Origin of the sequence: Nocardia paucivorans NBRC 100373, assembly GCF_000308675.1 — a bacterium.
GTDB classification, from domain to species: domain Bacteria; phylum Actinomycetota; class Actinomycetes; order Mycobacteriales; family Mycobacteriaceae; genus Nocardia; species Nocardia paucivorans.
Genome location: NZ_BAGE01000046.1, coordinates 211,794 through 235,626 on the forward strand (window position 1 = coordinate 211,794; position 23,833 = coordinate 235,626).

Annotated in this window: 21 protein-coding genes; 9 read left to right on the forward strand and 12 right to left on the reverse strand. The window is 66.0% G+C overall.

The window, feature by feature from the left end; translation table 11 throughout:
* Window positions 1–56 precede the first annotated feature (56 nt).
* Both ON32_RS16720 and ON32_RS16725 read right to left on the reverse strand, forming a co-directional pair.
* The gene (locus tag ON32_RS16720; RefSeq protein WP_040791837.1) at window positions 57–1,091 is read right to left on the reverse strand and encodes a hypothetical protein; all 1,035 of its coding nucleotides are present in this window, start codon (window positions 1,089–1,091) and stop codon (window positions 57–59) included.
* Window positions 1,092–1,233: 142 nt separating this feature from the next.
* Entirely contained in the window at window positions 1,234–1,869 is a 636-nt protein-coding gene (locus ON32_RS16725) for a TetR/AcrR family transcriptional regulator (RefSeq protein WP_040791838.1), read from the reverse strand.
* Between the two features lie 67 nt (window positions 1,870–1,936).
* On the opposite strand from ON32_RS16725, the gene ON32_RS16730 reads away from it, so the two are divergent.
* The 4 genes from ON32_RS16730 to ON32_RS16745 all read left to right on the forward strand — a co-directional run bounded on the left by ON32_RS16730 (window position 1,937) and on the right by ON32_RS16745 (window position 7,170).
* A complete protein-coding gene (locus ON32_RS16730) occupies window positions 1,937–3,484 on the forward strand; it encodes a flavin-containing monooxygenase (protein ID WP_040791839.1) in 1,548 nt (515 codons plus the stop codon).
* Window positions 3,481–4,311 (forward strand): SDR family NAD(P)-dependent oxidoreductase, encoded by an 831-nt coding sequence (locus ON32_RS16735; protein WP_040791840.1) that lies wholly within the window; start codon window positions 3,481–3,483, stop codon window positions 4,309–4,311. The genes ON32_RS16730 and ON32_RS16735 overlap by 4 nt, the downstream gene beginning before the upstream one ends.
* 24 nt (window positions 4,312–4,335) lie before the next feature.
* Window positions 4,336–5,256, forward strand: a complete 921-nt coding sequence (locus ON32_RS16740) for an alpha/beta hydrolase (RefSeq protein ID WP_040791841.1) — start codon at window positions 4,336–4,338, stop codon at window positions 5,254–5,256.
* 120 nt (window positions 5,257–5,376) lie between these two features.
* On the forward strand, window positions 5,377–7,170 hold the full coding sequence (locus tag ON32_RS16745; RefSeq protein ID WP_040791974.1) for an AMP-dependent synthetase/ligase: 1,794 nt from the start codon (window positions 5,377–5,379) through the stop codon (window positions 7,168–7,170).
* 89 nt (window positions 7,171–7,259) lie between these two features.
* On the opposite strand, the gene ON32_RS16750 is transcribed toward ON32_RS16745, so the two are convergent.
* The 10 genes from ON32_RS16750 to ON32_RS16795 form a co-directional block, all read right to left on the reverse strand.
* Entirely contained in the window at window positions 7,260–8,756 is a 1,497-nt protein-coding gene (locus ON32_RS16750; protein WP_051133335.1) for a DHA2 family efflux MFS transporter permease subunit, read from the reverse strand.
* A gap of 201 nt (window positions 8,757–8,957) precedes the next feature.
* Window positions 8,958–10,094: an FAD-dependent monooxygenase gene (locus tag ON32_RS16755; RefSeq protein WP_040791842.1), complete on the reverse strand. Its 1,137-nt coding sequence runs from the start codon at window positions 10,092–10,094 to the stop codon at window positions 8,958–8,960.
* A complete protein-coding gene (locus ON32_RS27160) occupies window positions 10,091–11,515 on the reverse strand; it encodes an FAD-binding oxidoreductase (protein ID WP_051133336.1) in 1,425 nt (474 codons plus the stop codon). Before ON32_RS27160 ends, ON32_RS16755 begins: the two co-directional genes overlap by 4 nt.
* 420 nt (window positions 11,516–11,935) lie before the next feature.
* Window positions 11,936–12,850 carry a glycine betaine ABC transporter substrate-binding protein gene (locus ON32_RS16765; RefSeq protein WP_040791843.1) on the reverse strand — a complete coding sequence of 305 codons (915 nt, stop codon included), beginning with the start codon at window positions 12,848–12,850 and terminating at the stop codon, window positions 11,936–11,938.
* A 264-nt stretch (window positions 12,851–13,114) separates the two neighbouring features.
* A complete protein-coding gene (locus tag ON32_RS16770) occupies window positions 13,115–14,320 on the reverse strand; it encodes an NAD(P)-dependent malic enzyme (RefSeq protein WP_051133337.1) in 1,206 nt (401 codons plus the stop codon).
* A gap of 511 nt (window positions 14,321–14,831) precedes the next feature.
* Window positions 14,832–15,089, reverse strand: coding sequence for a hypothetical protein (locus ON32_RS16775; protein WP_306307657.1), 258 nt, complete (start codon window positions 15,087–15,089; stop codon window positions 14,832–14,834).
* A 5-nt stretch (window positions 15,090–15,094) separates the two neighbouring features.
* Window positions 15,095–15,946 (reverse strand): PHP domain-containing protein, encoded by an 852-nt coding sequence (locus ON32_RS16780; RefSeq protein ID WP_040791845.1) that lies wholly within the window; start codon window positions 15,944–15,946, stop codon window positions 15,095–15,097.
* 107 nt (window positions 15,947–16,053) lie between these two features.
* A complete protein-coding gene (locus ON32_RS16785) occupies window positions 16,054–16,635 on the reverse strand; it encodes a suppressor of fused domain protein (protein ID WP_040791978.1) in 582 nt (193 codons plus the stop codon).
* Between the two features lie 2 nt (window positions 16,636–16,637).
* Window positions 16,638–17,129 (reverse strand): YflT domain-containing protein, encoded by a 492-nt coding sequence (locus ON32_RS16790; protein WP_040791846.1) that lies wholly within the window; start codon window positions 17,127–17,129, stop codon window positions 16,638–16,640.
* Between the two features lie 51 nt (window positions 17,130–17,180).
* The gene (locus tag ON32_RS16795) at window positions 17,181–18,128 is read right to left on the reverse strand and encodes an HpcH/HpaI aldolase/citrate lyase family protein (RefSeq protein WP_040791847.1); all 948 of its coding nucleotides are present in this window, start codon (window positions 18,126–18,128) and stop codon (window positions 17,181–17,183) included.
* A gap of 50 nt (window positions 18,129–18,178) precedes the next feature.
* On the opposite strand from ON32_RS16795, the gene ON32_RS16800 reads away from it, so the two are divergent.
* From ON32_RS16800 to ON32_RS16820, 5 genes are all read left to right on the forward strand, one after another.
* The gene (locus tag ON32_RS16800) at window positions 18,179–19,465 is read left to right on the forward strand and encodes a magnesium transporter MgtE N-terminal domain-containing protein (protein ID WP_040791848.1); all 1,287 of its coding nucleotides are present in this window, start codon (window positions 18,179–18,181) and stop codon (window positions 19,463–19,465) included.
* Window positions 19,458–20,075 carry a DUF1003 domain-containing protein gene (locus tag ON32_RS16805; protein WP_245551102.1) on the forward strand — a complete coding sequence of 206 codons (618 nt, stop codon included), beginning with the start codon at window positions 19,458–19,460 and terminating at the stop codon, window positions 20,073–20,075. The genes ON32_RS16800 and ON32_RS16805 overlap by 8 nt, the downstream gene beginning before the upstream one ends.
* A gap of 144 nt (window positions 20,076–20,219) precedes the next feature.
* Window positions 20,220–21,542, forward strand: coding sequence for a lytic transglycosylase domain-containing protein (locus tag ON32_RS16810; RefSeq protein WP_245551104.1), 1,323 nt, complete (start codon window positions 20,220–20,222; stop codon window positions 21,540–21,542).
* A 184-nt stretch (window positions 21,543–21,726) separates the two neighbouring features.
* Window positions 21,727–22,596 (forward strand): lytic transglycosylase domain-containing protein, encoded by an 870-nt coding sequence (locus ON32_RS16815; protein ID WP_040791849.1) that lies wholly within the window; start codon window positions 21,727–21,729, stop codon window positions 22,594–22,596.
* 60 nt (window positions 22,597–22,656) lie between these two features.
* Window positions 22,657–23,793 carry an Mrp/NBP35 family ATP-binding protein gene (locus ON32_RS16820; protein WP_040791850.1) on the forward strand — a complete coding sequence of 379 codons (1,137 nt, stop codon included), beginning with the start codon at window positions 22,657–22,659 and terminating at the stop codon, window positions 23,791–23,793.
* The last annotated feature ends 40 nt before the right edge of the window (window positions 23,794–23,833 follow it).

The following is a 23,833-nucleotide window of genomic DNA, read 5'->3' on the forward strand; positions in this document are numbered from 1 at the left end:
GAGATTCACCGTTCACGCCGGCAGACGACCGCCGAGATATCCGGAACGAGTGTCGGTCAGGAGGGGGCCTCGTACATGTTGTCCCAACCGGCGTCTTCACGCGGGGGCCTGACCGGTGTCGGTTCGTATGGCTTGAACCCCGGGTTGGGGATAATCCCCTTGTCGGGATCACGCCGATCTATCAGCACTCCCTCGATCTTGTCGACCGGGATACCGCCATCGCCCCGGTCGAGGGCGTACCGCCTGCCGATCTCGTCGGGCTGCGGGCCTCGGTCTACCACCACACGCTGCTCAATTGCTCCTTTCGGATCCGCGTCTCGGTCGTGAGCGTTCAGCACGTCTCGCACCACGAACGTCTCACCGTCCCCCCCGGGGTATTCAGCGGCCACGGCCGGATCTCGTGAGGTGCATACCCAGTCGTCGGCACCGGGTCCGTCTTGATGGGTCCATGTGAACGTCGATCCGCTTATCGTGCTGCGGGGTAGGAAACCTTCGTCGTAGATCTTCTCCCTCGACCGCGAGTCTCCCCGGTAGAGCCTGCCCAGGTAGGGCTCGCGACCTCTGGTCTCGGGCGGAAATTCGAGCTTCCCGCCCAGCTCGCGCGCCTCGCGTTCCATATCGTGCTGCCATTTCCACAGGGCCTCGGCGAACTCCCGCCCCTCCACACCCTCTTGGTGGAGATGGTCACGCTTGACGGCCATCGCTCGCCCCCACGCGCGGTTGATGGCCCAATCCGCTCCCTCCTGCGACAGGGGAGAGATATGCTCGGGCAACTCGTTGCTCTCCACATACCTGTAGAAGTCACGGAACTTGATCCGGCCACTTTCCAGCCCCTCCCGCAACGTGTAGGGCTCGCTGCTTTCGTTCCAAGCGCGATAGCCGGCGAAGAAGTCGGTTTCGGCGGGGATCCCACCCAGCAGGTCCCCGCCTTGCCCCTCCGTGTGGGCCAGGCGGTTCGCCCCGTTCGTCGCATGGGCGCCGAAACCCTTGATATCGCTGTTCAAGCAGTCGCCGACCATCTTGCCCGAGACGGTTATTCGGCGTCCGAGACCGGCGAACATATCGACGATGTCACGAGACCATGCACTCATGACCACCCTCCATGACCTCCCGCCCTCGAAGCGAACACCACACGGCGACAAGCCTTCCGATATACGGTACCGCTCACGCAGGCAAGATCGTGCCCACAACTTCACCCTGGCCGGCAATATCGCCGGCCGGCCAAGGGGCTGTTCAGGAGCGCAATGCGGCGGCGAGGGCGGGGTTGATCGAAATGGTCAGGGACAGCAGCGATTCGACGAGCAGATCCAATAGTTCGGCCCGAGTGATGCTCTCCCCACGCAGCCAGGACAGGGTGATCTCCTCGGTGAAGGCGATCCAGCCGCGCACCGCGAGCGCGAGTCGGGGGTCGGCCTTGTCCTCGTCGGCTATGGGCGCCACATCGAGGATCAGGCGGACGATGGCATTGCGGGTCTCGTCGATCATGCCCGACAGTTCGGGGTTGACACTGGACGGACCGCGCAGCAGAGCGAGGTAGGTGGTGCGGTTCTCGGCTGCATAGTCCACATAGCGACCCACCGAATCGCGCAGCATTTCGAATGCCCCCGATTCGGGGTCGGGAGCTATTCGATGGAGCAGACCGGCGGCGGCCCGGCGCAGTACCGCCAACTGATAGTCCTGCTTGGTCGGGAAGTAGTGGAACAGCAGGCCGCGCGATATCCCGGCCCGGTTCGCTATCTCACTGATCGAGATGTCCTCGATGGCGCGATCGCCCAGCATTTCGAGGCCGAGTTCGATGAGCTGAGCCCGGCGCTCCTCGGGACTCAGACGGATTCGTTTCGCGGTTTCCTCCGGCCTCGTCGTGGTCACACCGTCATCTTACTGAACACGAGTCAATACTATTGACTCCTACTCAATAGGACCTTACGCTAAATATATGAGTCGCAAGGTTACAGACAATGCTGTCGCCAACCGAGCCCGCCACCTGCGGACCATCATCATCGGCAGCGGATTCTCCGGCCTCGGCATGGCCATTCGGCTGTCCCAGCAGGGAAGGCGCGATTTCCTCGTTCTGGAGCGCGGCAGCGATGTCGGCGGCACCTGGCGCGACAACACCTATCCGGGTGCGGCCTGCGATGTCCCCTCGCACCTGTACTCGTATTCGTTCGCCCTCAACCCGAACTGGTCACGCTCGTTCTCCCGCCAGGCCGAGATCCAGGCCTATATCCGCGATGTGGCCCGCCGCTACGACGTCCTGGACAACCACCTGTTCAACTGTGACGTCACCGCCGCACGGTGGGACGCCCCGAACGCGCGGTGGGAGATCAACACCAACCAGGGCCGTTTCACCGCCGATACGGTGGTCTCCGCGGTGGGCGCGCTGTGTGAGCCCAATCTGCCCGATATCAAGGGCATCGGCGAGTTCACCGGCGAGATCTTCCACTCCGCGCGCTGGAACCACGACGCGGACCTGACCGGCAAACGGGTGGCGGTGATCGGCACCGGCGCCTCGGCCATTCAGATCGTGCCCGCCATTGCCGGAAAGGTCGCCCACCTCGACGTCTACCAGCGCACCGCGCCTTGGTTGCTACCCCGATTGGACCGCCCCTACACCCTGCCCGAACGGCTGGCGTTCAAGTACGTCCCCGGTATGCAGCGACTCTCGCGCGCCGCCATCTACGCCGCCCGGGAGACCCAGGTCGTCGGTCTGGCCAAGTTCCCGCCGCTGATGCGCGGTTTCGAGGCCCTGGCCAAGGCCAAGCTGCACTGGGAGATCAGCGATCCCGAACTGCGGAAGAAGGTCACCCCGAACTTCCGGATCGGCTGCAAACGCATGCTGATCTCCAATGATTACTACCCCGCGCTCGACCGGGACAATGTCGACGTGGTGACCGACGGCATCGCCGAGATCCGGGAGAACTCCATCGTCACCGAGGATGGCACCGTCCGCGAGGTGGACGCCATCGTGGTGGCCACCGGATTCCACGTCACCGACTCCCCCACCTACGAAACCATCTACGGTCGCGACGGCCGTAGCCTGGCGGAGGTGTTCGACGAGATCGGGCAGCAGGGCTACAAGGGATCGACCATCGCCAACTTTCCGAATATGTTCTTCCTGCTCGGACCGAATGTCGGCCTCGGACACACCTCGATGGTGTACATGATCGAATCGCAGATCAACTACATCGCCGACGCGCTGGCGACCTTCGAACGCAAGAGGCTGCGCACCCTCGAGGTACGGCGCGAGGTGCAGGACGCCTTCAATGCCGAATTGCAGCGGAAACTCGGTAAAACCGTCTGGAACACCGGCGGTTGCGCCAGCTGGTATCTGGACAAGCACGGTAACAACACCACGCTATGGCCGGATTTCACCTTCGAATTCCGTAGGCTGACAAAGAAATTCGATCTCGAAGCCTATGAGACGACCACGGTCGACGACGACACGTCCGCTCGGCCCGATGTGAAAGTGGTGAACGCACAGTGAGTGACGAGTCCTACTTCCGCGGCAAGGTTTGCGTGATCACCGGAGCCGGTTCCGGTATCGGCCGCGCGCTCGCGGAGAACCTGGCGCGACGCGGCGCAAAACTGGCCCTGTCCGATATCGACACCGATGGCCTGGCCGAAACCGTGCGCCGCTGCGAACGACTGGGCGCGCAGGTGAAATCGGATCGACTCGACGTGGCCGAACGGGAAGCGGTCCTGCACTACGCCGACGCGGTGAAAGAGCATTTCGGCGTGGTGCACCAGGTCTACAACAACGCCGGTATCGCCCATCATGGTGACGTCGTCAAAACCGATTTCAAGAGCATCGAACGGATCATGGACGTCGACTTCTGGGGTGTCGTCAACGGCACCAAGGCGTTCCTGCCGTATCTGATCGAATCCGGCGACGGACATGTGGTGAACGTGTCCAGCCTGTTCGGGCTGATCGCCGTACCGGGGCAAAGTGCCTACAACTCGGCGAAATTCGCGGTCCGCGGCTTCACCGAGGCACTGCGTCAGGAGATGATCGTCGCCCGGCATCCCGTGCGGGTCACCTGCGTCCACCCCGGCGGTATCAAGACCGCGGTCGCGCGTAATGCGACCTACGTCGAGGGTATCGATGCGAAAAGCGCCAGTTCGATGTTCGACAGATACCTGGCCATCCACAGCCCGGAGATGGCCGCGCAGACCATTGTCGACGGAGTCCGCAAGGGTCGCGGTCGGGTGCTGATCGGCTGGGAGGCCAAACTACTCGACCTGTTCGTACGGGTCGCCGCCTCGGGCTACCAGCGCATCGCGGCCACCGTCGAACGGCGTTTTCTGCCCTGATCGGGGCCCGAACCGAAAGATTCCATGTCAGACCTTGCCCTACCGCTGCCCGTCGCACGCGCCGCACTCGGCGCCATGTATCGGGTAGCGCTGCACAACCGTCTCCCCTTTTCACTACAGCGGACCCTGATCGATATCGGATCCCGACTGCAGCCGGTGCCGTCCGACACCACGGTGCGGCGCCTGCGACTGGCCGGCCGCCCTGCCGAACGGCTCGATTCCGCCGGTGCGGACGGCCACCCTGCCGCCGTGCTCTACCTACACGGCGGCGGATACGCGGTGGGCTCGCTCGCCACCCACCGTTCCCTGGCCGCCCGCCTCGCGCGGGATACCGGCAGTCCGGTCTACGCGCTCGACTACCGCCTGGCCCCCGAACATCCCTTTCCGGCGGCCGTCGACGATGCCGTGGCGGCCTTCCGGGAGCTGGTCGGTAGGCACGGTTACCGTCCCGACCGCATCGCCATAGCGGGCGATTCGGCCGGCGGCGGATTGGCGCTGGCCACCGCCCAGCGCCTGATCGCCCACCATGGACACACCCCGGCCGCGCTCGGGTTGATCGCCCCTTGGGTCGACCCGAACCAGACCCCGAAGCGGAGGCGGGATCTGGTGGTCGACAGCTTGTGGTCGCGGGCCTGCGCCGCCGCCTATCTGGGCGACGGCGACCCCACCGACCCCGGCTACGCGCCACTGCACGGCGTCCTCTCCGGCCTGCCGCCGACCTGTATCCAGGTCGACACCGGGGAACTGCTGCATCCACAGTGCGTCGAACTGGCCGAAGCACTGCGGGCGGCCGGGGTGACCGTCCGGTTCACCGAGACCCACGGGCTGTGGCATGTGGCCCACCTCCAGGCCGCCCTGGTCCGGCCCGCCGCAGCAGTTTTGACCGAAATGGCCGAATTTCTCCGCGAAGGTCTGCGACCCGCACCACTGCGCGACCTAGGATGAATTGATCGGGTCGTTTCCTCCGGCCACTGCGTCGACCGGGCCTTTCGCGACGGGGTCGAGCTCACCGGCCCAATGCGGTGGCGTACATTACCGACGAGTTAACTACGTGGAAGGGCCATGATGCGAGAGTTCGAAGCTCCGGCTTCCTACACCATCCCGGAAGACGCCAACTGCTCCGACAGCGTGTTCCGCCATGCCCAGGAATCCCCGAGCGCGGTGCTGTTCACCGTGGCCGCCGATGGCGGCACCTGGCGGGAGGTGACGGCGACGGAGTTCGCCCGCACCGTCACCGATGTTGCCAAGGGCCTCATCGCCTCCGGAATCGACCTGGGCGATCGCGTGGCCATCATGGCTCCGACCCGTTACGAATGGGCCGTCCTCGATTTCGCCATCTGGGCCGCCGGCGCCTGTACCGTGGCCATCTACGACAGCTCGTCCGCCGAGCAGGCCAAGTGGATTCTGCAGGATTCCGGGACCAAACTGCTGGTCGTCGAGAACGACAAACACCGGAAGGTCATCGACGAGATCGCCCCCGACGATCTGCCCGAGCTGAAGGAACGGCTGCAAATCGATCAGGGCGCGGTCGACGACCTCATCGCGCGCGGTAAGGACCTGGACGACGAACAGGTGCATGCCCGCCGCAAGCAGGTCGACGCCGCCTCCCCGGCCACCCTGATCTACACCTCCGGCACCACCGGGCGCCCCAAGGGCGTCATGCTCACCCACGCCAACCTCTACGCCGAATCACGCTCCGACCGGATCGCGCTGGGCAAGTTCGTGGCCCCGGGCAAGAAGACGCTGATGTTCCTGCCTTTGGCGCACGTCTTCGCCCACGCCGTCGCCCTGGCCGCCTTCGACGCCAAGGTCACCGTCGCACACACCTCGGACTGGAGCACCCTGGTGGAACAGTTCGACTACCACAAGCCCCACTTCGTGCTCTCGGTGCCTCGGGTATTCGAAAAGGTGTACAACGCCGCCCGGCAGAAGGCACACGACGGGGGCAAGGGCAAGATCTTCGACGCGGCCGCCGATACCGCGATCGCCTACAGCGAGGCCCTGGAAACCGGTGGGCCGGGTCTGCTCCTGAAGGCCAAGCACGCGCTGTTCGACAAGCTGGTCTACGGCAAACTGCGCGCCGCTCTCGGCGGTAACTGCGAGGCCGCGGTGTCCGGCGGTGGTCCGCTGGGCGCGCGCCTGGGGCATTTCTTCCGCGGTGCCGGTGTGACCATCTACGAGGGTTACGGCCTCACCGAGACCACCGCGGCCATCGCGGTGAACACCCCCGAACACATTCGAGTGGGCAGCGTCGGCCGGCCGATCGAAGGCCAGGCGGTCCGGATCGCCGACGACGGCGAGCTGCTGGTGCGCGGTTCGGTGGTGTTCGACGGTTACTGGGGCAACTCCGAGGCCACCGCGGAGGCGTTCGAGGACGGCTGGTTCAAGACCGGCGACCTGGCAACCCTCGATGACGACGGGTTCATCACCATCACCGGCCGCAAGAAGGAAATCCTGGTCACCGCAGGTGGTAAGAACGTCTCGCCCGCCCTGCTCGAGGATCCGCTGCGGGCGCACCCGCTGATCGGCCAGGTCATGGTGGTGGGCGACGGGAAACCGTTCGTCGCCGCGTTGATCACCCTCGACTCGGAGGCGTTGCCGGGCTGGAAGGAACGCCACGGTGTAGCCGACGATCTGCCGATCGAGCAATTGGTGGAGCACACCGAACTCGTCGCCGAGGTGGAGGCCGCGGTTGCCGAGGCCAACAAGAGTGTCTCCCGTGCCGAGCAGATCAAGAAGATCCGCATCCTCGCCGCCGAATGGACCCAGGAAACCGGCGAGCTCACCCCCAAGATGTCGCTCAAGCGGGCGGTTGTCATGAAGAAATACGGCGACGAGGTCGAGAAGATCTACGGCTGATCGCCTCTCCTCGGTTCTCGATCCGTCCGGCCGGTGACGGTATGTTCCGGCCGGACGGATCGAACCCACCGTCGCGGCGGCTCGGACCCCTACGCGACCTCGACCGATTCCATTTCCTTCGGTTCGACTTCTTCCTTCGGTTCGACGGACGACGCCGAACGGAACAAGGTATTGCGGATGAACAAGGCCGAAGCCACCGTGCCGATCAGCAGAATCAACGCAGGCAGGTAGGTGGCGCCCCCGAGCGCCGAACTGAACGCCTGTTTCACCGGTTCCGGGATCGGACCGGTGCTCATCCCCTCACCGGCCGGAGCCTCGGCGAGCCCGCTCGCACTCATTCGGGCGGCGATCAGCGCGCTGATGCCGGCGCTACCCAGCACCGTCCCCACCTGTCGGGTGGTGTTGTAGATACCCGCGCCGGCACCCGCCTGCTGCAACGGCAGATTATGCGTGGCCGTGGCCGCCAACGGCCCCCAGATGCAGGCGTTCGCCAGACCCGCCAGTACCGAATTGACCAGGAACAGCGCGATCGAAGAATTCGGATCGCTCATCAACAGCGCGAACCACGCCACCGACAGCGCGAACAAGGCGAACCCGGAGGTGGGAGCGACCCGGGGGTGCAGCCGGCCGACGAACCTGCCGATCAGGGGCGCGCTGATCGCGGTGACAATCGCCATGGGAGCCAAGACCAGCGCGGATACGGTGGACGACATCTCTCGCACCGATTGCAGATAGAAGTAGGCGGGCACCATGGAGGCGGAGGTCGCCGCACCCATGGCCGCGATGGCCAGGTTCGCCAGGGCGAAATTACGGTCACGGAACAAGCCGAGCGGTACCAGTGGCTCACCGACGCCACGCGCCTGATAGAACACGAATACCGCGAGTACCAGCAGACCGGCCCCGATCAACAACCAGATGCGGGCGGACCAGTCGTAGCTGTTGCCCTCCTGAATACCGAACACCAGGCCGAACATGCCCAGCGCGCTGAGTACCACCCCGGGGATGTCGAACTTGTGCGCTTGGGTGGGCAGCGCCGGGACCAGCCAGGCGGCCAACGCGAAGGCGACAATGCCCACCGGGACGTTGACGATGAAGATCCACTCCCAGCCCAGACCGTCCACCAGGAAACCACCCAACAGCGGACCGATCAGCGTCGCCAGTCCGGCCACGCCGCCCCATACTCCCATCGCTGCACCGCGACGGTCCGGGGGGAAGGTACGGGTGATAACCGCCATGGTCTGCGGGGTCATGAGCGCTGCGCCCAAACCCTGAACGGCACGGGCGGCGATCAGCATGCCGATGGTGCCGGACAACCCGCACCACAGCGATGCGGCGGTGAAGACGCCCAGGCCGAGTAGATAGATGTTCTTCGGTCCGAAACGGTCACCGAGCCGACCGGTGATCGGCAACGGCACCGCGTAGGCCAGCAGATATGCGCTGGTGACCCAGACGACCTGCGGGATATCGGTGTGCAGACTCGTCATGATGGCGGGATTGGCGACGGCCACGATCGTCATGTCCAGCAAGATCATGAAGAAACCGACGACCAGCGCCACCAACGCCGGCCATGGGTTACGGGTGGGCATATTCGTTCCTATCCGAGCGGCGGCGAAGCGCCGTCTGATTGTCGGGTACGAGCCGGATCACCGTCCGGCATCCGTCCGCTGGTTATCGGCCGCGCTGCCGAAGCGGACACTATCCGTGCCAACCGACACGGGCCCACTCGTTATTTCGCAGCACGAGATATACACGGCCCGGAAGGTAGAGCCCGCCGGCGGAACGCGGCCTCAACGGTCTCCGCCATGGAACCGAGCCCTGTGTGTGGCCAGGTAGGCGGCGCGGTCGTGGTAGGAGGTGGCCAGAGCATCGCCATAAGCGATCAACTCGGAATGCATCGAACACCGGGGCCGGTATCGCTGCCGAACCGACCCCGCCAAATCACCACCGTTGCATGCCTCGGACAGGATCTCCGCCAGCACCGTCGCATCCTCCATGGTGTAACTCATCCCTTGTCCGGTCATCGGGTGTGGTGAGAACACGGCGCTGCCGAGAAGAACCACATTGCCATCATGGTAGGGAGTGCGATGATGGACGGACAGGGGCGCAGAGACGAACCGGCCCGGATCCAACAGCACGAGTGCGTCGTCGCTGTGCGTGACGAAAGTGGCCAACCGCGTGGTCAGGTCGATGTCGTGCTCGCGGAACACCGGTACGTCCAGAGCCTGTGGGAGACCGACGAACACCCTGGCCAGTTCAGCAGTCACCGGATAGAAGTAGGCGAACCAGCCGGACGAATCGAAGTAGAGCCGGTTTCGTGCGAGGATGCTGGGTGTGACCGGAACCGTGGCCATCCGCAGCACATGGTCGTACTCACAGACCATCCGGTTCTCCACGACGAGTTCACTCAATGACGAGGCAGCTCCACCGGCATCGACGTATACCTGTGCTCGTATCACAGCGCCGTTGTCCAGCACTACCTCGGCCACCTCGGCATCCACGGCATGCACATCGGCCGGCCGCCTACCGAATCGGATGTCGACATTCGGCAATTCATCACATGCCTCGAGGATGGTGCCCACTGTCACGTCGTACGGGGCGATCAGGAAATAGCCGAGTTCGGTGTGCTCGGTGAAGTCGTACGAGAACAGCGGGGATCCGTCATGGTGGAAGTCGATGACCTTGCGCCGCAAAGCCCCCCGTAGCATCAGTTCGCCGAGCAGACCGTGTTCGGCGAGGATACGGATGCCGCGCGGCTTGAGAATTTCGGCACCGCGCGAGGGAGTGTCGGGACGGGATTCGACCACCAGCACGCTATGGCCCCTACGACCCAACAGCAACGCCAGCAGCGCACCGCCCATCCCGGCACCGAAGATGACGCAGTCCACACTCTGTGAGCCCTCCACCTCGGTCCACGCGCCGGTCATCGTTCCGCCGCCAGGAATCGGCCCGGCGCGATGATCCCGGCCGGGTCGTAGACACGTTTGAGCGCATGTAGTGGCGTGTCCCGGTAGTCGGCCGCCCGATCGGCCAATTCCCACGGCTCGTGGTCGATATTGGAGCGGTAGGGCGGAAAGCCCGCGCGCAGAAAGGATTTACGCGCCGCCTGGCGCAACTCGTGTGCCCGTTCCATGCCATCGGAGTCCCGTACGAACGGAATCTGCGCCACCATATTGGTGGAGTGCCGGGAAACCACATTGAATTCGAGCATTCCCGCGGTGCCGTATCGTTCGGCCTCGACCTCGAAGAGTTCGACCGCCTTGCGCATGGCGGCCGCGCCGAATGGCACCACGGGTAGGAACATCAGCCAACCGACCGGCGACCGGTCGACCTGTGCGCAGGAATCGACCCCCATGGAACGCTGGATGTTCGCGCATGACGGGATTCCGCGCGCGAACAGCGTGCGAGGGTACAGCGGATCGTCGGGGGGCGTCTGCGAGGTGTCCAGTGCCCGGTAGGAAAGAAGCCCACGGACGCCCGAGAACGTCTCGCGGATGGCACGCTCGGTGAGCTCGACAACCGCGCGGTAACCGAGCAGGGGCACTTGAACCGTGACGGCGTCGAGGTCGGCCGTTGCGGGAACTGCGGCGCGACCGGCCTCGGGAACCACGAAAAGCTCCTTCAACCGCAACATGCCGTCGGTTGCGATCCGTGCCCGACCGACCCGGATCACCGCCTCGATCACCTCGGAGAGGGCGGCCTTGGCGAAAGTCGCGTGTACCAAGGTGATCGTTTCGGGGCGTGGGACGAGCCCGATCACCATCGCGGTGATCACCCCGAGATTGCTCTGTACGAAGACGCGGGTCGGATCCGGCCCGGCCACCGTACCCGGTCGACGACCGTTGCGGTCCAGACCGCCGGTGGTCATGACCTCTCCGGTACCGAGCACGACCTCGAGCCCGAGAAGGTCGTCGAGTCGTGGACGTATCGTGCCGTCTCCGCGCTCGAGTGTGTTCCCGATGAGGCCGGCGTCCGCGCAGCCGGCGGTCACGTTCAGCATCCACGGCGTGTCGGCGAGCATTTCCGCGAGTTGACGCTGGGTCACGCCCGGTTCGACCACGGCGTAGCCGATATCCAGATCCAGTGTTCGCACAGCAGTCATCCGACTCAGGTCGAGAACCTCGCAACCGTCGACCACCGGCAAACGTGAGCCCATTCCCCAGTTTCGGCCGGTACTCAGTGGGTAGATCGGGGTTTCCGCCCGCGCCGCCGAGATCACCTTCTGCCGCACCTCCTCGGTGGAGGTCGGAAAGTACGTCCCGGTGATTTCCCGTACCCGGTGCTCGCCCAGGTCCGCCGACTCGACTTCCCGCGCAGTCCGGTGCGGGACCGGATGCCCAGCGGTCATCGCTGCCCCACCCGGGACGACCCCCGATTTCCGGTCTCCGCGTGGTACCACGGTATCCACCGATTTTCCATGGCAGCGTCGACAACGCCGGGATAGTGATGAAGCATATTTCTGCCTGCGTCCTGATATCCGAATTCGATACTTGCCGAGTCGAGCAGGACACAAGTCTGTCGATCCCATGGACAGAGCAGCAGTAGTGAAAACCCTACTAGACACCGGACTTCGCTTCCGGAACGTCGAGATTCGCGAAAAGCACACGGGCATATGCGGCACGAGGCCAAGACATTGGTTTTCGGCGCCATAACGAGTTCTACGGTCGAACCGTCGACCGAGATCCATTCGACGACCACGCCGGCGCGCCGGCATTCCGCCGCGCCGATCGACACGGCGAGATGATTCCCCTTCTACCGCCGCAGGGCGCTACAACCCGTGCGTGTCCAGCCAACTCCTGGCGAGATCACCGGGATGGGCATTCTCCTCCTGAACCTGCCGCACGAGGGCGAGCAATTCGTCGGTGGTGAGCTCACCGGCCACGTAATTGAGTTTTTCCAGCTCCCGCTCGTCGAGCATGCCCTTGCGAATCAGCGTGAGCACATTCTCCGCGCGCACCGCGGCCGTATCGGAATCGTCCGCGGTGTCCGAGCGATCGGCCAGGACTGCCAACCCGTCGATACCGTCGGAAAGCGCTTCCACCGGCCCCCCGAGCACACCGATCTGGACCAGCCCCTCCGCCAAGGCCCGCCGCAACTCGTCGGCGTCGGCGAAGACACGCGTGGCGGTGAAATCACAGTCCGCAATCTTCGTGGCGGCGGCCGGCAGCCCGAGCAGTCCCGGCACCGGCGCCACCCCCGCCGTCAACAAAGGACACACCGGTCCCAGATCGGCGAGGTCCTCGATATCGTGCTGCCGCGCGATATCGGCGGTGGTCACCACCGCGGGCCGCAGGTCGGTGCCATCGGCGGCGTCGGAGACCACGACCCCCTGGGGTAGCGAACTGCGTAGTGCCTCGTCCACCTTCTTCGGTGTCCACGCCGCCGCATCGGCGTACAACTCGGCCAGCAGGGCACCGTTGTGGTCGGGAAACAGAGTGACCGTCCCGGCATCGAGCGCGGCGAGCAGTTGCGCCCGCCCACCCGGCGTGGGTCGGATCTTCACCCGGGCGCCCGTGCGGGCCAGCGCCTGCCCGTAGACCTCGGCCAGCACCCGCGATTCCGCCGAATCGCCCGCCCCGACGACAACCGGCTCGGGTTCGTCGGAACCGCAGGACACGGCCAGCATCGTCATCGCGACGACCAGAACCCGGCCCAGTATCCGACCGGACGTGGCCAGCACCATACGGCGACACCAACTTCCGTGAACCAGCTCTTGCACCCGGCACCGGGCGATATGACTCTCCAGAATCTACCGGCGAGCACTGAACCCGGTGGCTACGGCCTCACCTCGAGTACCGAAACGACCCCCGAGTACCGAAACGACATGGCACCCGGCCATTGCGACCGGGTGCCATGTCATTGTCTCGGAACATCACTGTCTCGGAACAGCACTGCCTCGAAACATCACTGCCTCGGAGCCCGCTGTGATGGGCGGGCCGACGGTTGGTCAGGCGACGCCTTCGGCGCGGGCCGCGGCGGCGACCGCCTCGGCGACCGCGGGCGCCACCCGCGGATCCAGCGGGCTGGGCACGATCTTGTCGGGCGCCAGCTCGTCACCGACCACGCCGAGGATGGCGTCGGCGGCGGCGATCTTCATCCCCTCGGTGATCCGCCGGGCGCCCGCGTCCAGAGCGCCCTTGAACACGCCGGGGAAGGCGAGCACATTGTTGATCTGGTTCGGGAAATCGCTGCGGCCGGTGGCGACGATCGAGGCGTACTTGGCGGCCACGTCCGGGTGGATCTCCGGATCGGGGTTGGACATGGCGAACACGATCGAATCCGGCGCCATCGAGGCGATGAGCTCCTCGGCGATGGTCCCGGCCGACAGGCCGAGGAACACATCGGCACCGGCCAGCGCGTCCGCGGCGGAACCGGTGAGCCCGCGCGGATTGGTGCGCTGGGCCAGCTCCGTCTTCACCGCATTGAGGTCGGAGCGGTCACGGCTCACGATGCCCTTGGAGTCCAGAACCGTCACATCGGCGACACCGGCGGCCAGCAGGATATTGGTGCACGCGACACCGGCGGCGCCGGCACCGGAGACCACCACCTTCAGATCCGAGATACCGCGCCCCTGGACCTTGGCCGCGCCGTTGAGCGCCGCCAGCACCACAATGGCGGTGCCGTGCTGGTCGTCGTGCATGACGGGGCAGTCCAACGCCTCGACGACCCGCTTCTCGATCTCGAAGCAGCGCGGGGCCGAGATGTCCTCGAGGTTCACCGCGCCGAAGCTCGGACGCAGCCGGACCAGGGTTTCGACGATCTCGTCGACGTCCTTGGTGTCGAGCACGAGCGGAATGGAGTCCAGACCGGCGAACTTCTTGAACAGGGCCGCCTTGCCCTCCATGACCGGCAGTGAGGCACGCGGACCGATATCACCCAGCCCCAGCACCGCCGAACCGTCGCTCACCACGACGACCAGGCGATCGGTCCAGGTGTAGCGCTTGGCCAACGACTCGTCCTCGGCGATCGCCCGGCTCACCTGCGCGACACCCGGCGTGTAGGCGATCGATAGATCGCGCTGGGTCTCCAGTGGGGCGCTGAGCTCTACCGTGAGCTTGCCGCCGAGGTGGCCGGCGAAGATCTCCTCGTGGGTGATCGCCGCCAGGTCCTCGGACCCGTTCTTGCTGGCAGTGGCGTTCGGGGAGTCAGTCACAGATGACACGATTTCACTCCTGCGGGTTGCGGTCGTAACCGAGGAACGGTTACCGCCGGGTATTCGGTGTTAGCTGCGTCATATCGCCATCGGATGCGCCGACCGGTGTATTTCCGGCGAAATATTCTCGACGACCCCGAAAGCAGGGTGCGTTCGACGACGACTCGACGCGACTATGCGGGGCGGGCGCTGATCCGTGCAGCGAAACCGGGCGGGTACGCCCGGCGGAAAATCGGAGGCGATCATCGCGGCCCATGACGGTGCGTCAGGCGACGATAACAGCCGGATATCCCGACCCGGCGGTGGCAACGATCGGGAATTCGCACAATTGTGCCGGCTCCCCGGTCCGATACCAAACCGGGTATCGATATCCGCGCGTCGCGGACGTATCGCTGCCGCCATCGGCTCAGCCTAGGACGCCGACATCACCCGCGAGTAAGAGAAAGCTCCCATAGCCGGCAAGAATTGATGTGATATATCCGACAATCGAGCACGGGCCGCGGCGTAGCGCTCAGCCCCACCACTGCGTGTGCAGCAGAAAACCGGTCGCCACCAATACCCCCGCCGAGGCAACGAACGCGCGAAGGCCGCGGTTTCCATCCGAAAAGGATTGCGCCACAACGACAATAACCGCAACGGCGATATGCCACGCCACCGATTCACCGCCGGGTCCGGGAAAGTCGCGCCACTGTCCGCAGATCGCGGCGCCCACCACCAGTAGCGTGAGCAGGACAACTCCCGCCGCGACCATCCCGCTGAGACCGCGCACCGGTTTCACGAGACCACCGCCACACCGGTAGCGCGATCCACCAGCTTCTCGAACTGCGTTCTCTCGGTGGTGCACGCGCCGAGCGCAATGGTCTTGTTGTCACCGTGATAGTCCGACGAACCGGTCCCGATCAGCGACAATTCCGCGGCCAGCTCCGCCAGCAGCGACCGATCGTCGGCACTGTGATCGGGATGCTCGACCTCGAGCCCGCCGAGCCCGCACTCCGCCAGATCCCGGATCTCCTCCACCGCCAACAACCGGCCCCGTTTCCGGGCCCGGGCATGCGCCACGACACTCACCCCGCCGGCGTTCGCGACCATCTCCACGGCACGCCGCAGCGGCGTATCGGCCTTCTCCACGTAGTAGGGGCCGGTCGGTGCGAGCAGGTCGGTGAACGCGGCGTCCACATCGGGGACCACCCCGGCCTCGACCAACGCCCGGGCCAGATGCGGACGGCCCGCCGCCGGCCCCGCCGACGCCAATACCGCGTCCGGATCGATGGGGAGGCCGTCATCGGCCATCCGTTCGGCCATGGTTCGCACCCGTTCGATCCGCTCGGCGCGCAACCGTCCCCGTTCCTCGGCGAAACCACGATCGGCCGGATCGAAGAGATAGGCCAACAGATGCACCGGCACCGGCCAACCGTCCTCCCCGAGCCCCACACACGACATCTCCATCCCCCGAACCAGCGCGAGCCCGGCCGGACGGGCTGCCACCGCCTCGGCCCACCCGGCGGTGGTGTCGTGATCGGTGATCGCCACCACATCCAGACCGGCGGCCATCGCCTTCCCGACCAATTCCGCAGGACTGTCGGTCCCGTCCGACGCGGTGGAATGAGTATGGAGGTCGATACGCACGCCCTACAGTGTGCCGGGCGCGATCGCGTCGCCCGGCAGCGAGCCGACGACACGGGCTCCGACCGGCTCGCAGCACGGTCGGGGCGGGCTCAGCGGTCGGGGCGGACTCAGAGGGAGGCCGCGCCGCGACGGGGGTCGTATACGTCGATACCGGCCTCGTCCCACGCGTCACGCAGGGCCTGCGCACCGCGCAGGCGCACCCAGGCCGCCTCGGTGGCGGTCACGGGGACGACCTCGAAATACCGCACCGGATCCGCCGGAGCGGGCAGCTCGATCTCCGGAATATCGCTCGCGCCCAGCAGAGCCGCGGTGAACGGCGCGTCCCGCCAGATCGGCTCCCCCAGATCCAGTAGCGCGTCCGCCTGTAATACAACGCCTTCCACGGCGGGTGTGGCGACCAACACTCCCAGCGACCGCACCAGTCCGGAGCTCACGCCCACACCGGAGTTCAGGGTCAACACCAGTTCGGCGCGTGGTCCACGCACCGGATCGGCCTGTAGTCGACCGGGATCGCCCATGGGATGCCGCGACCCGCCCACCGTCGCGTAATGCACCCGTTCGGCACCGGGAATACGCAGGATCTCGATGGGTTCGAGTCCGAGGAACGTCACCGATGCGGCATCCACCGACGCGGCATCGGCCTCGAAATGCCGCAGCACACCGGCACGTACCCGTTCGACGACCTCCACCACTAGATCGCCAGCCGGGCCAGCATGTCCCGGGCCTGCTCGGCGGTCTTCGGATCGCAGAGCACGTCGTAACGTCCCGCGACCAATTGCATGGTCGAGGCGAAATCACGTTGCCCGCGAGTGGCCGCGTACGGGATCGAGGTGGAGATGACCCCGAAGATGATGCCGCCGATCAAACCGACGAGCAGCGGTCCCAATGCGCCGCCGGTGGTGAACAGGCTCAGCAACAAGCCCAGGAACAGACCCAGCCAAGCACCCGACACCACCCCGCCGCCGATCACCTTTCCCCAGTTCAACCGGTAGAGCACTCGCTCCACCTGCATGAGGTCCACCCCCACGATGGTCACGTTCTCCACCGGGAACTGGTTGTCGGCCAGATAGTCCACGGCCCGCTGTGCCTCGGCATAGGTGGGGTACGAACCGACCGGCCATCCCGAAGGAGGCGTCGGCAGCCCCTGCCTGCCGCGATTCGAGTTCCCTATGGGATTCGTCATATATCCATTCTGCTGTATTCGGGACGCCGCTTCCGGTGGGACGGCGGATCGCTACTCCTCGGGTGGGGTGAAGGTGGTGGTGCGGGTCATACCGGCGGCGCGGCCCTTCTCGGCGACCACGGCGGCCATCTTGGCGCTGGCTTCGTCGATCATCTCGTCGCCGAGCATGACGGCGCCGCGGGCTCCACCGGCCTCCGAGGTGTGGTAGGCGTAGGCATCCAGAATCAACTCCGCGCGGTCGTAATCGGTCTGACGCGGGCTGAAGATCTCATTGGCCGCGTCGATCTGGCTCGGGTGCAGTACCCATTTGCCGTCGAAGCCGAGGGCCGCGGTGCGCGCCGCCGAACGCCGAAAGCCGTCGATATCCCTGATCTGCAGGTACGGACCGTCTATGGCCTGCAGGCCGTGAGCTCGGGCGGTGAGCAGGATGGTCATCAGAATGTGGTGGTAGGCGTCACCGGTGTCGTAGCCCTCCGGCTGCTCGCCCACGACCAGGGTCCGCATATTGATACTGGCCATGAAGTCGGCGGGGCCGAAGACCAGCGTCTGCACCCGGGGACTCGCGGTGGCGATCTCGTCGATATTGCGCAGGCCCAGCGCGTTCTCGATCTGCGCTTCGATACCGATTCGGCCGGTCTCGAGCCCGTTGGCCCGTTCCAACTGGCTCAGCAGCAGATCCAGGGCTCGCACCTGACCCGCGTCGGTGACCTTGGGCAACAGGATGGCGTCGAGGGCCAGGCCCGCGCCGTCGACCACGGCGATGACATCGGCGTAGGTCCAGGCGGTGGTCCAATCGTTCACTCGCACCACACGCAACTGGTTGCCCCATCCGGAATCGTTGAGAGCGGCCACGATATTGGCGCGGGCGGCGGCCTTCGCACCGGGGGCGACCGCGTCCTCCAGGTCCAGGAACACCTCGTCGACGGGCAGGCCCTTGGCCTTGGCGATCATCTTCGGGTTGCTGCCCGGCACGGCGAGCACGGAACGGCGTGGCTTCATCACACTCCTGTCGTCGGCCTGTGCGGCCCGGGAACCTCTAGCCTGACCATATGGCAGTGACCAGGGTGTATGTGGCCAGACTGGCCGGTCTGGCGGTATTGGGGCCGGACGGCGAGTCTATCGGCCGCGTTCGGGACGTCGTGGTGGCCGTCCGTTACGACCGGCAGCAGCCGCGGGTGCACGGCCTCGTGGTGGAATTACCGACCCGCCGCCGGATCTTCGTACCCATGCTGCGGGTGACCTCGATCGAACCGGGCACGGTCGCCCTCAACACCGGTACCGTCAGCCTGCGCAGATTTTCCCAACGCCCCGGGGAGATGCTGGCGTTGGCGCAGATCGTGGACTCGACGGTGCGGGTGGACGACCCGGATCTGCCCGACCTGGCCGGGGTGGATGTGCTCGTCACCGACCTCGGCATCGAACAGACCCGGACCCGCGACTGGCGGGTGTGCCGGGTCGCGGTGCGCGGTCATCGTCGACTCGGGCGGCGGCGAACCGTGCACGTGGTGGACTGGACCCACGTGCGTGGTCTGACCCCGTACGAGATCGGGCGGCCGGGACAGGACGTCACCGCCTTACTGGAACAGTTCGAGGGCCTGCGCGCCGCCGATGTCGCACATCTACTGCGCGAACTGCCGGTGAAGCGGCGGCTGGAGGCGGCCGTCGCGCTCGGCGACGAACGGCTCGCCGATGTGATCCAGGAACTGCCCCGGGACAACCAGTTGGAGCTGATCGGCCATCTGGACCTCACCCGCGCCGCCGATGTTCTGGAGGCGATGGACCCCGACGACGTGGCCGATCTGCTGGGCGGATTATCGGAAGGTGAAGCCGAATCGCTGCTGACCCTGATGGATCCGCAGGAATCCGAGCCGGTGCGCCGACTGCTGGAGCATTCCCCGGACACGGCGGGCGGTTTGATGACACCCCAGCCGGTGATCGTCACTCCGGCGACGACGGTCGCCGAAGCGCTGGCGCGGGTGCGCAATCCCGATCTGACCCCGGCACTGGCGTCGGTGGTGTTCGTGGTCCGGCCACCGACCGCCACCCCCACCGGACGCTATCTGGGTTGCGTCCATCTGCAACAACTACTGCGGGAGCCGCCCGCCCATCTGGTGGGCGGAATTCTCGACACCGATCTGGCACCGCTGCGTCCCGATGCCGCGCTCACCGCGGTGACCCGTTATTTCGCCGCCTACAACCTGGTGTGTGGGCCGGTGGTGGACGAACAAAACCATCTACTCGGTGCGGTGAGCGTGGACGATGTGCTCGATCATCTGCTGCCCGCCGACTGGCGGGAGGACGAGGAACTGTACGAAGGAGTGGGCGGTCGTGGCTGATCAGGGCATCACCGAGAAGAACACCGCCGACCGGGCCGCCCGTCAACGATTGGAGACACCGGTCGAATCGCGGTTCCGATTCGCCTGGGATGCCGAGGATTTGGCCCAGGGCAGTGAACGGGTCGCCCGATTCCTCGGCACCGGACGCTATCTCGCATTGCAGACGGTGGTGGTGGCCGTCTGGATCGCGCTCAATGTGTTCGCCGTTTCGCTGCGTTGGGATCCGTATCCGTTCATCCTGCTCAACCTGGCCTTTTCCACCCAGGCCGCCTATGCGGCTCCGCTGATCCTGCTGGCGCAGAACCGACAGGACAACCGCGACCGAATCTCGTTGGAAGAGGACCGACTGCGGGCCGCGCAGACCAAGGCCGATACAGAATTCCTGGCCCGCGAACTGGCCGCGCTGCGACTCGCCGTGGGCGAGGTGGTCACGCGCGACTATCTCCGCCGCGAACTGGACGATATCCACACCGCACTGGCGCGAATCGAGACTGCGGCGTCAGGGAATTCGGTACGTGAACCGGATAGGACGACCAAGACCGGGCGCAAGAAAAGCTCCGGCCGAAAGCCGTCATCCGTCCCGGTTTCACCGCCTCGTTCGGACGGTTGACCGGAAATCCGCAACTTGCTCCTGACCGGTAGGTAACCTGGATCACGTTGTCCTGAGCCGACCCCCGGGCGATGTCCGAGACGGTTGCTCTCCAGCGACGTAGAGGATTGGTGTTGCCGAATGCGGATACCTACCCCTGTTGCGATGTCGGCTCTGGTCATGGCAGGCCTGGTAGCTGGTGGTTCCGCAGCACATCTCGGCGGCCCGTCCACCCCGCCGAAGGCTCCGGGCGCCCGCCATGCCGAGGCGGGTGATTCGGCGCGCGCGGCCGACGGGAAGACCGATGAGGCGAAATTGGCCCAGACACTTGGCATGCTGCCGGTCGAACCGGAACCTCCACGCAAATTGCGCGCCCTGCGTCCCGCTCCAGCCGACGCGATCCCCCCGTTCGCCGGCACCGTTCCGCTGAACACCCTCAACCTCCCGCGAATGGGTGGCGCGCTCGGCATCCCGGAGATCGTGCTGGCCGCCTACCGTAATGCCGAACTGGCCATGCAGTCGACGATGCCCGGCTGCGGTCTGTCCTGGAGTCTGCTCGCCGGCATCGGTCGCATCGAGTCCGGACACGCGAACAACGGTCGCACCGATGCCGCCGGAACGGCCACCCCGCCCATCTTCGGTCCCGCCCTGGACGGCACCCTGCCCGGAAACGAGATCATCCGCGCCCCCGACGGCAGCTATGTGCGCGCCGTCGGACCCATGCAATTCCTGCCCGAGACCTGGGCCCGCTACCAGGCCGACGGCAATGCCGACGGCCACGCCGATCCGCACAATGTCTTCGACGCCGCCCTGGCCGCCGGTAAATATCTGTGCTCGGGCGGTCTGGACCTGCGTGACCCGCAGCAGGAGTTGCGCGCCGTCCTGCGATACAACAACTCGATGTCCTATGCGGCCAACGTATTGAGTTGGTCGATGGCCTACCGCACCGGCGGCGGTCCCTCGACCGTTCCGATCGTCCCCGATCTCGTCCCGCCCGGCAGCTCCCCCACCTATATCGGCCCCGGCACCGATATGACCGCCGTGGACACCCGGACGGCCACCACCAACGAGGCCCCGCCACCGATACCGCCGGTTGTCCCCACCACCCCGCAGGAACCGATGATCCGCATCCCCGGCCTGCCCCCCATCCCCTGCGGTGTCTTCTGTCCGCCGGCGCCCGGAGCGCCGAACGCCGAACCCGACGTGGCGCCCGCCCTCCCCGGCGCTCCCGCCACACCGCCGGGCAATCCCCCCGAACAGGCCGCCCCACCGGCGATCCCGCCGACCCCGGAAGACCCACGGGCCGCCACGCCACCTGCGCCCGCACCGGTTCTCACCCTTCCGTTCGGCATCGTCGTTCCCCTGCCGCAGGCTCCGATCGCGCCGCAGGTGCAGGCCCCGGCCGGTTCCCCGGCCCCGGACGACCCGCAGGCCCCGGCCGGTCCTCCGGCCCCGGACGATCCCCAGGTCACCCCGCCGCCGGCATGAGGACGCCCCCGCCCCACCACATGCCCTACGCCAAAGATCCCGAACCAAACCTATTTTCGATCACAGGGGGGTAACAAATACGTCTCGGATGCGGTAGTCTTCCCCTACCCAGATCACGGAGAGCTAACAAAACGGCTTACCCGTGTTACTGAACGCAAGTGTGTTCGATGGAAGGTCACTGCACGTGGGGCGTCACCGTAAACAAACACCTGCCACCATTTCCCGCAGCTCTGTCCTGGCGCTCACCGGACTGGTCCCCGCGAGTGTCGTAGCGGTCAATGCCACCGCAGCCGTGAACACCGATCCCACCGCGGCCACGGTGCAGATGAACCTGCCCGGCGCGGACACCACCGATCCGAACGCCGCCATAACGGCCTCGGAGCAGCCGGTGGTCGACGAGAACGCCGTGCACGCCATGGCCAAACAGTCGCGCAGTGTCGCCCCGGAGATCAAAACCGTGGCTCGACCCGCGGATCGGCCCCGGGCCGACCTACCGCAGGCCGAGATGGGCATTCCGGGCATAGCCCACGCCGCCTACACCTCCGCCGAACAAATCCTCGCCGAGGAGAATCCCGAGTGCGGAATATCGTGGACGACATTGGCCGGTATCGGCCGGGTCGAATCCACGCATATGTACGACGGTCGGGCCGACGCCGAGGGCAATGCGCTCGAACCGGTCTTCGGGCCGACCCTGGACGGCAGCCTGGCCGGCAACAATGTCATCGCCGACTCCGATGGCGGCGCCCTCGACGGTATCGCCGGCTACGACCGCGCGGTCGGCCCCATGCAGTTCCTCCCCGAGACCTGGGCCCGCTACGGCGCCGACGGCAACGGCGACGGTATCGCCGATCCGCAGAACTACTACGACGCGACACTGACCGCGGGCAAGTACCTGTGCGACGGGGGACTGAACATGCGCGACCCGAGCCAGCAGACCCGCGCCATCCTGCGCTACAACCACTCCATGGCCTACGTCGCCAATGTCATGGCCTGGGCCAATTCCTACAACACCGGCGTCGTCCCCCACCCCTCGGAACTCCCCCGCATCCACTAGCCGGCCCTTCCACCTGCCGCGCCGCCGGACGACGCCGAAGGCATGGCTAGACTCGGCGGTATGCCAGTGGTAACGGAATCGGAGGTGCGGGCCGCTCTCGCAAAGGTTGACGACCCGGAGATCCGTAAACCGATCACCGAACTGGGCATGGTGAAGAGCATCCGGATCGGTGACGACAGCAGTGTGCACATCGAGGTCTACCTGACCACCGCCGGCTGTCCGCTGCGCACCGAGATCACGCAGCGCGTCACCAAGGCGGTCGCCGATGTGCCCGGGGTCGGTCCGATCACGGTCGATCTCGATGTGATGAGCGACGCCCAACGCACCGAGCTGCGCAAGCAGCTGCGCGGTGATTCGGCCGAACCGGTGATCCCGTTCGCCCAGCCCGGTTCGCTGACCCGGGTGTATGCGGTGGCCTCCGGTAAAGGCGGGGTCGGCAAGTCCAGCGTCACCGTCAACCTGGCCGCCGCCATGGCCGCGCGTGGGCTGTCGGTCGGTGTGCTCGACGCCGATATCTACGGTCACTCCATTCCGCGCATGCTCGGCACCGACGCTCGCCCCACCCAGGTGGAGCGGATGATCATGCCGCCGATCGCGCACAACGTGCGGATGATCTCGATCGCCCAGTTCACCAAGGGCAATACCCCCGTGGTGTGGCGCGGCCCGATGCTGCATCGGGCCCTACAGCAGTTCCTCGCCGATGTGTTCTGGGGTGATCTGGACATTCTGCTGCTGGATCTGCCCCCCGGCACCGGCGATGTGGCGATCTCCATCGCCCAGCTGATTCCCAATGCCGAGATCCTGGTCGTCACCACACCGCAGCCGGCGGCCGCCGAGGTCGCCGAGCGCGCCGGGGCCATCGCCCTGCAGACCAGGCAGCGCATCGCCGGCGTGGTGGAGAACATGTCCTGGCTGGATCTGCCGGATGGCACGCGGATGGATCTGTACGGTTCCGGAGGCGGGCAGGCCGTGGCCGACCGGCTCACCCGCGCCGTCGGCGCCGAGGTCCCATTGCTCGGTCAGATCCCGATCGAGCAGGCATTGCGGGTGGCCGGCGACGAGGGCACCCCGATCGTCCTGCGCGATCCGGACAACCCGGCCGCCGTCGCACTCCGCGAGGTCGCCGAGAAACTCGCCGTACGCCGCCGGGGACTGGCCGGTATGTCGCTGGGTATCGACACCACCCGGCATCTGTGAGGCCCGGCGCGGTATCGGGTGGCGACGACGCTTAATATGC

What these genes read in the sequence shown, in the direction of transcription:
- ON32_RS16720 (WP_040791837.1), bottom strand. Translation starts at nt 1,091, where the DNA reads ATGAGTGCATGGTCTCGTGACATCGTCGATATGTTCGCCGGTCTCGGA.
- ON32_RS16730 (WP_040791839.1), top strand. Translation starts at nt 1,937, where the DNA reads ATGAGTCGCAAGGTTACAGACAATGCTGTCGCCAACCGAGCCCGCCAC.
- ON32_RS16740 (WP_040791841.1), top strand. Translation starts at nt 4,336, where the DNA reads ATGTCAGACCTTGCCCTACCGCTGCCCGTCGCACGCGCCGCACTCGGC.
- ON32_RS16745 (WP_040791974.1), top strand. Translation starts at nt 5,377, where the DNA reads ATGCGAGAGTTCGAAGCTCCGGCTTCCTACACCATCCCGGAAGACGCC.
- ON32_RS16750 (WP_051133335.1), bottom strand. Translation starts at nt 8,756, where the DNA reads ATGCCCACCCGTAACCCATGGCCGGCGTTGGTGGCGCTGGTCGTCGGT.
- ON32_RS16755 (WP_040791842.1), bottom strand. Translation starts at nt 10,094, where the DNA reads ATGACCGGCGCGTGGACCGAGGTGGAGGGCTCACAGAGTGTGGACTGC.
- ON32_RS27160 (WP_051133336.1), bottom strand. Translation starts at nt 11,515, where the DNA reads ATGACCGCTGGGCATCCGGTCCCGCACCGGACTGCGCGGGAAGTCGAG.
- ON32_RS16765 (WP_040791843.1), bottom strand. Translation starts at nt 12,850, where the DNA reads ATGGTGCTGGCCACGTCCGGTCGGATACTGGGCCGGGTTCTGGTCGTC.
- ON32_RS16790 (WP_040791846.1), bottom strand. Translation starts at nt 17,129, where the DNA reads ATGACGAATCCCATAGGGAACTCGAATCGCGGCAGGCAGGGGCTGCCG.
- ON32_RS16795 (WP_040791847.1), bottom strand. Translation starts at nt 18,128, where the DNA reads ATGAAGCCACGCCGTTCCGTGCTCGCCGTGCCGGGCAGCAACCCGAAG.
- ON32_RS16800 (WP_040791848.1), top strand. Translation starts at nt 18,179, where the DNA reads ATGGCAGTGACCAGGGTGTATGTGGCCAGACTGGCCGGTCTGGCGGTA.
- ON32_RS16810 (WP_245551104.1), top strand. Translation starts at nt 20,220, where the DNA reads ATGTCGGCTCTGGTCATGGCAGGCCTGGTAGCTGGTGGTTCCGCAGCA.
- ON32_RS16820 (WP_040791850.1), top strand. Translation starts at nt 22,657, where the DNA reads ATGCCAGTGGTAACGGAATCGGAGGTGCGGGCCGCTCTCGCAAAGGTT.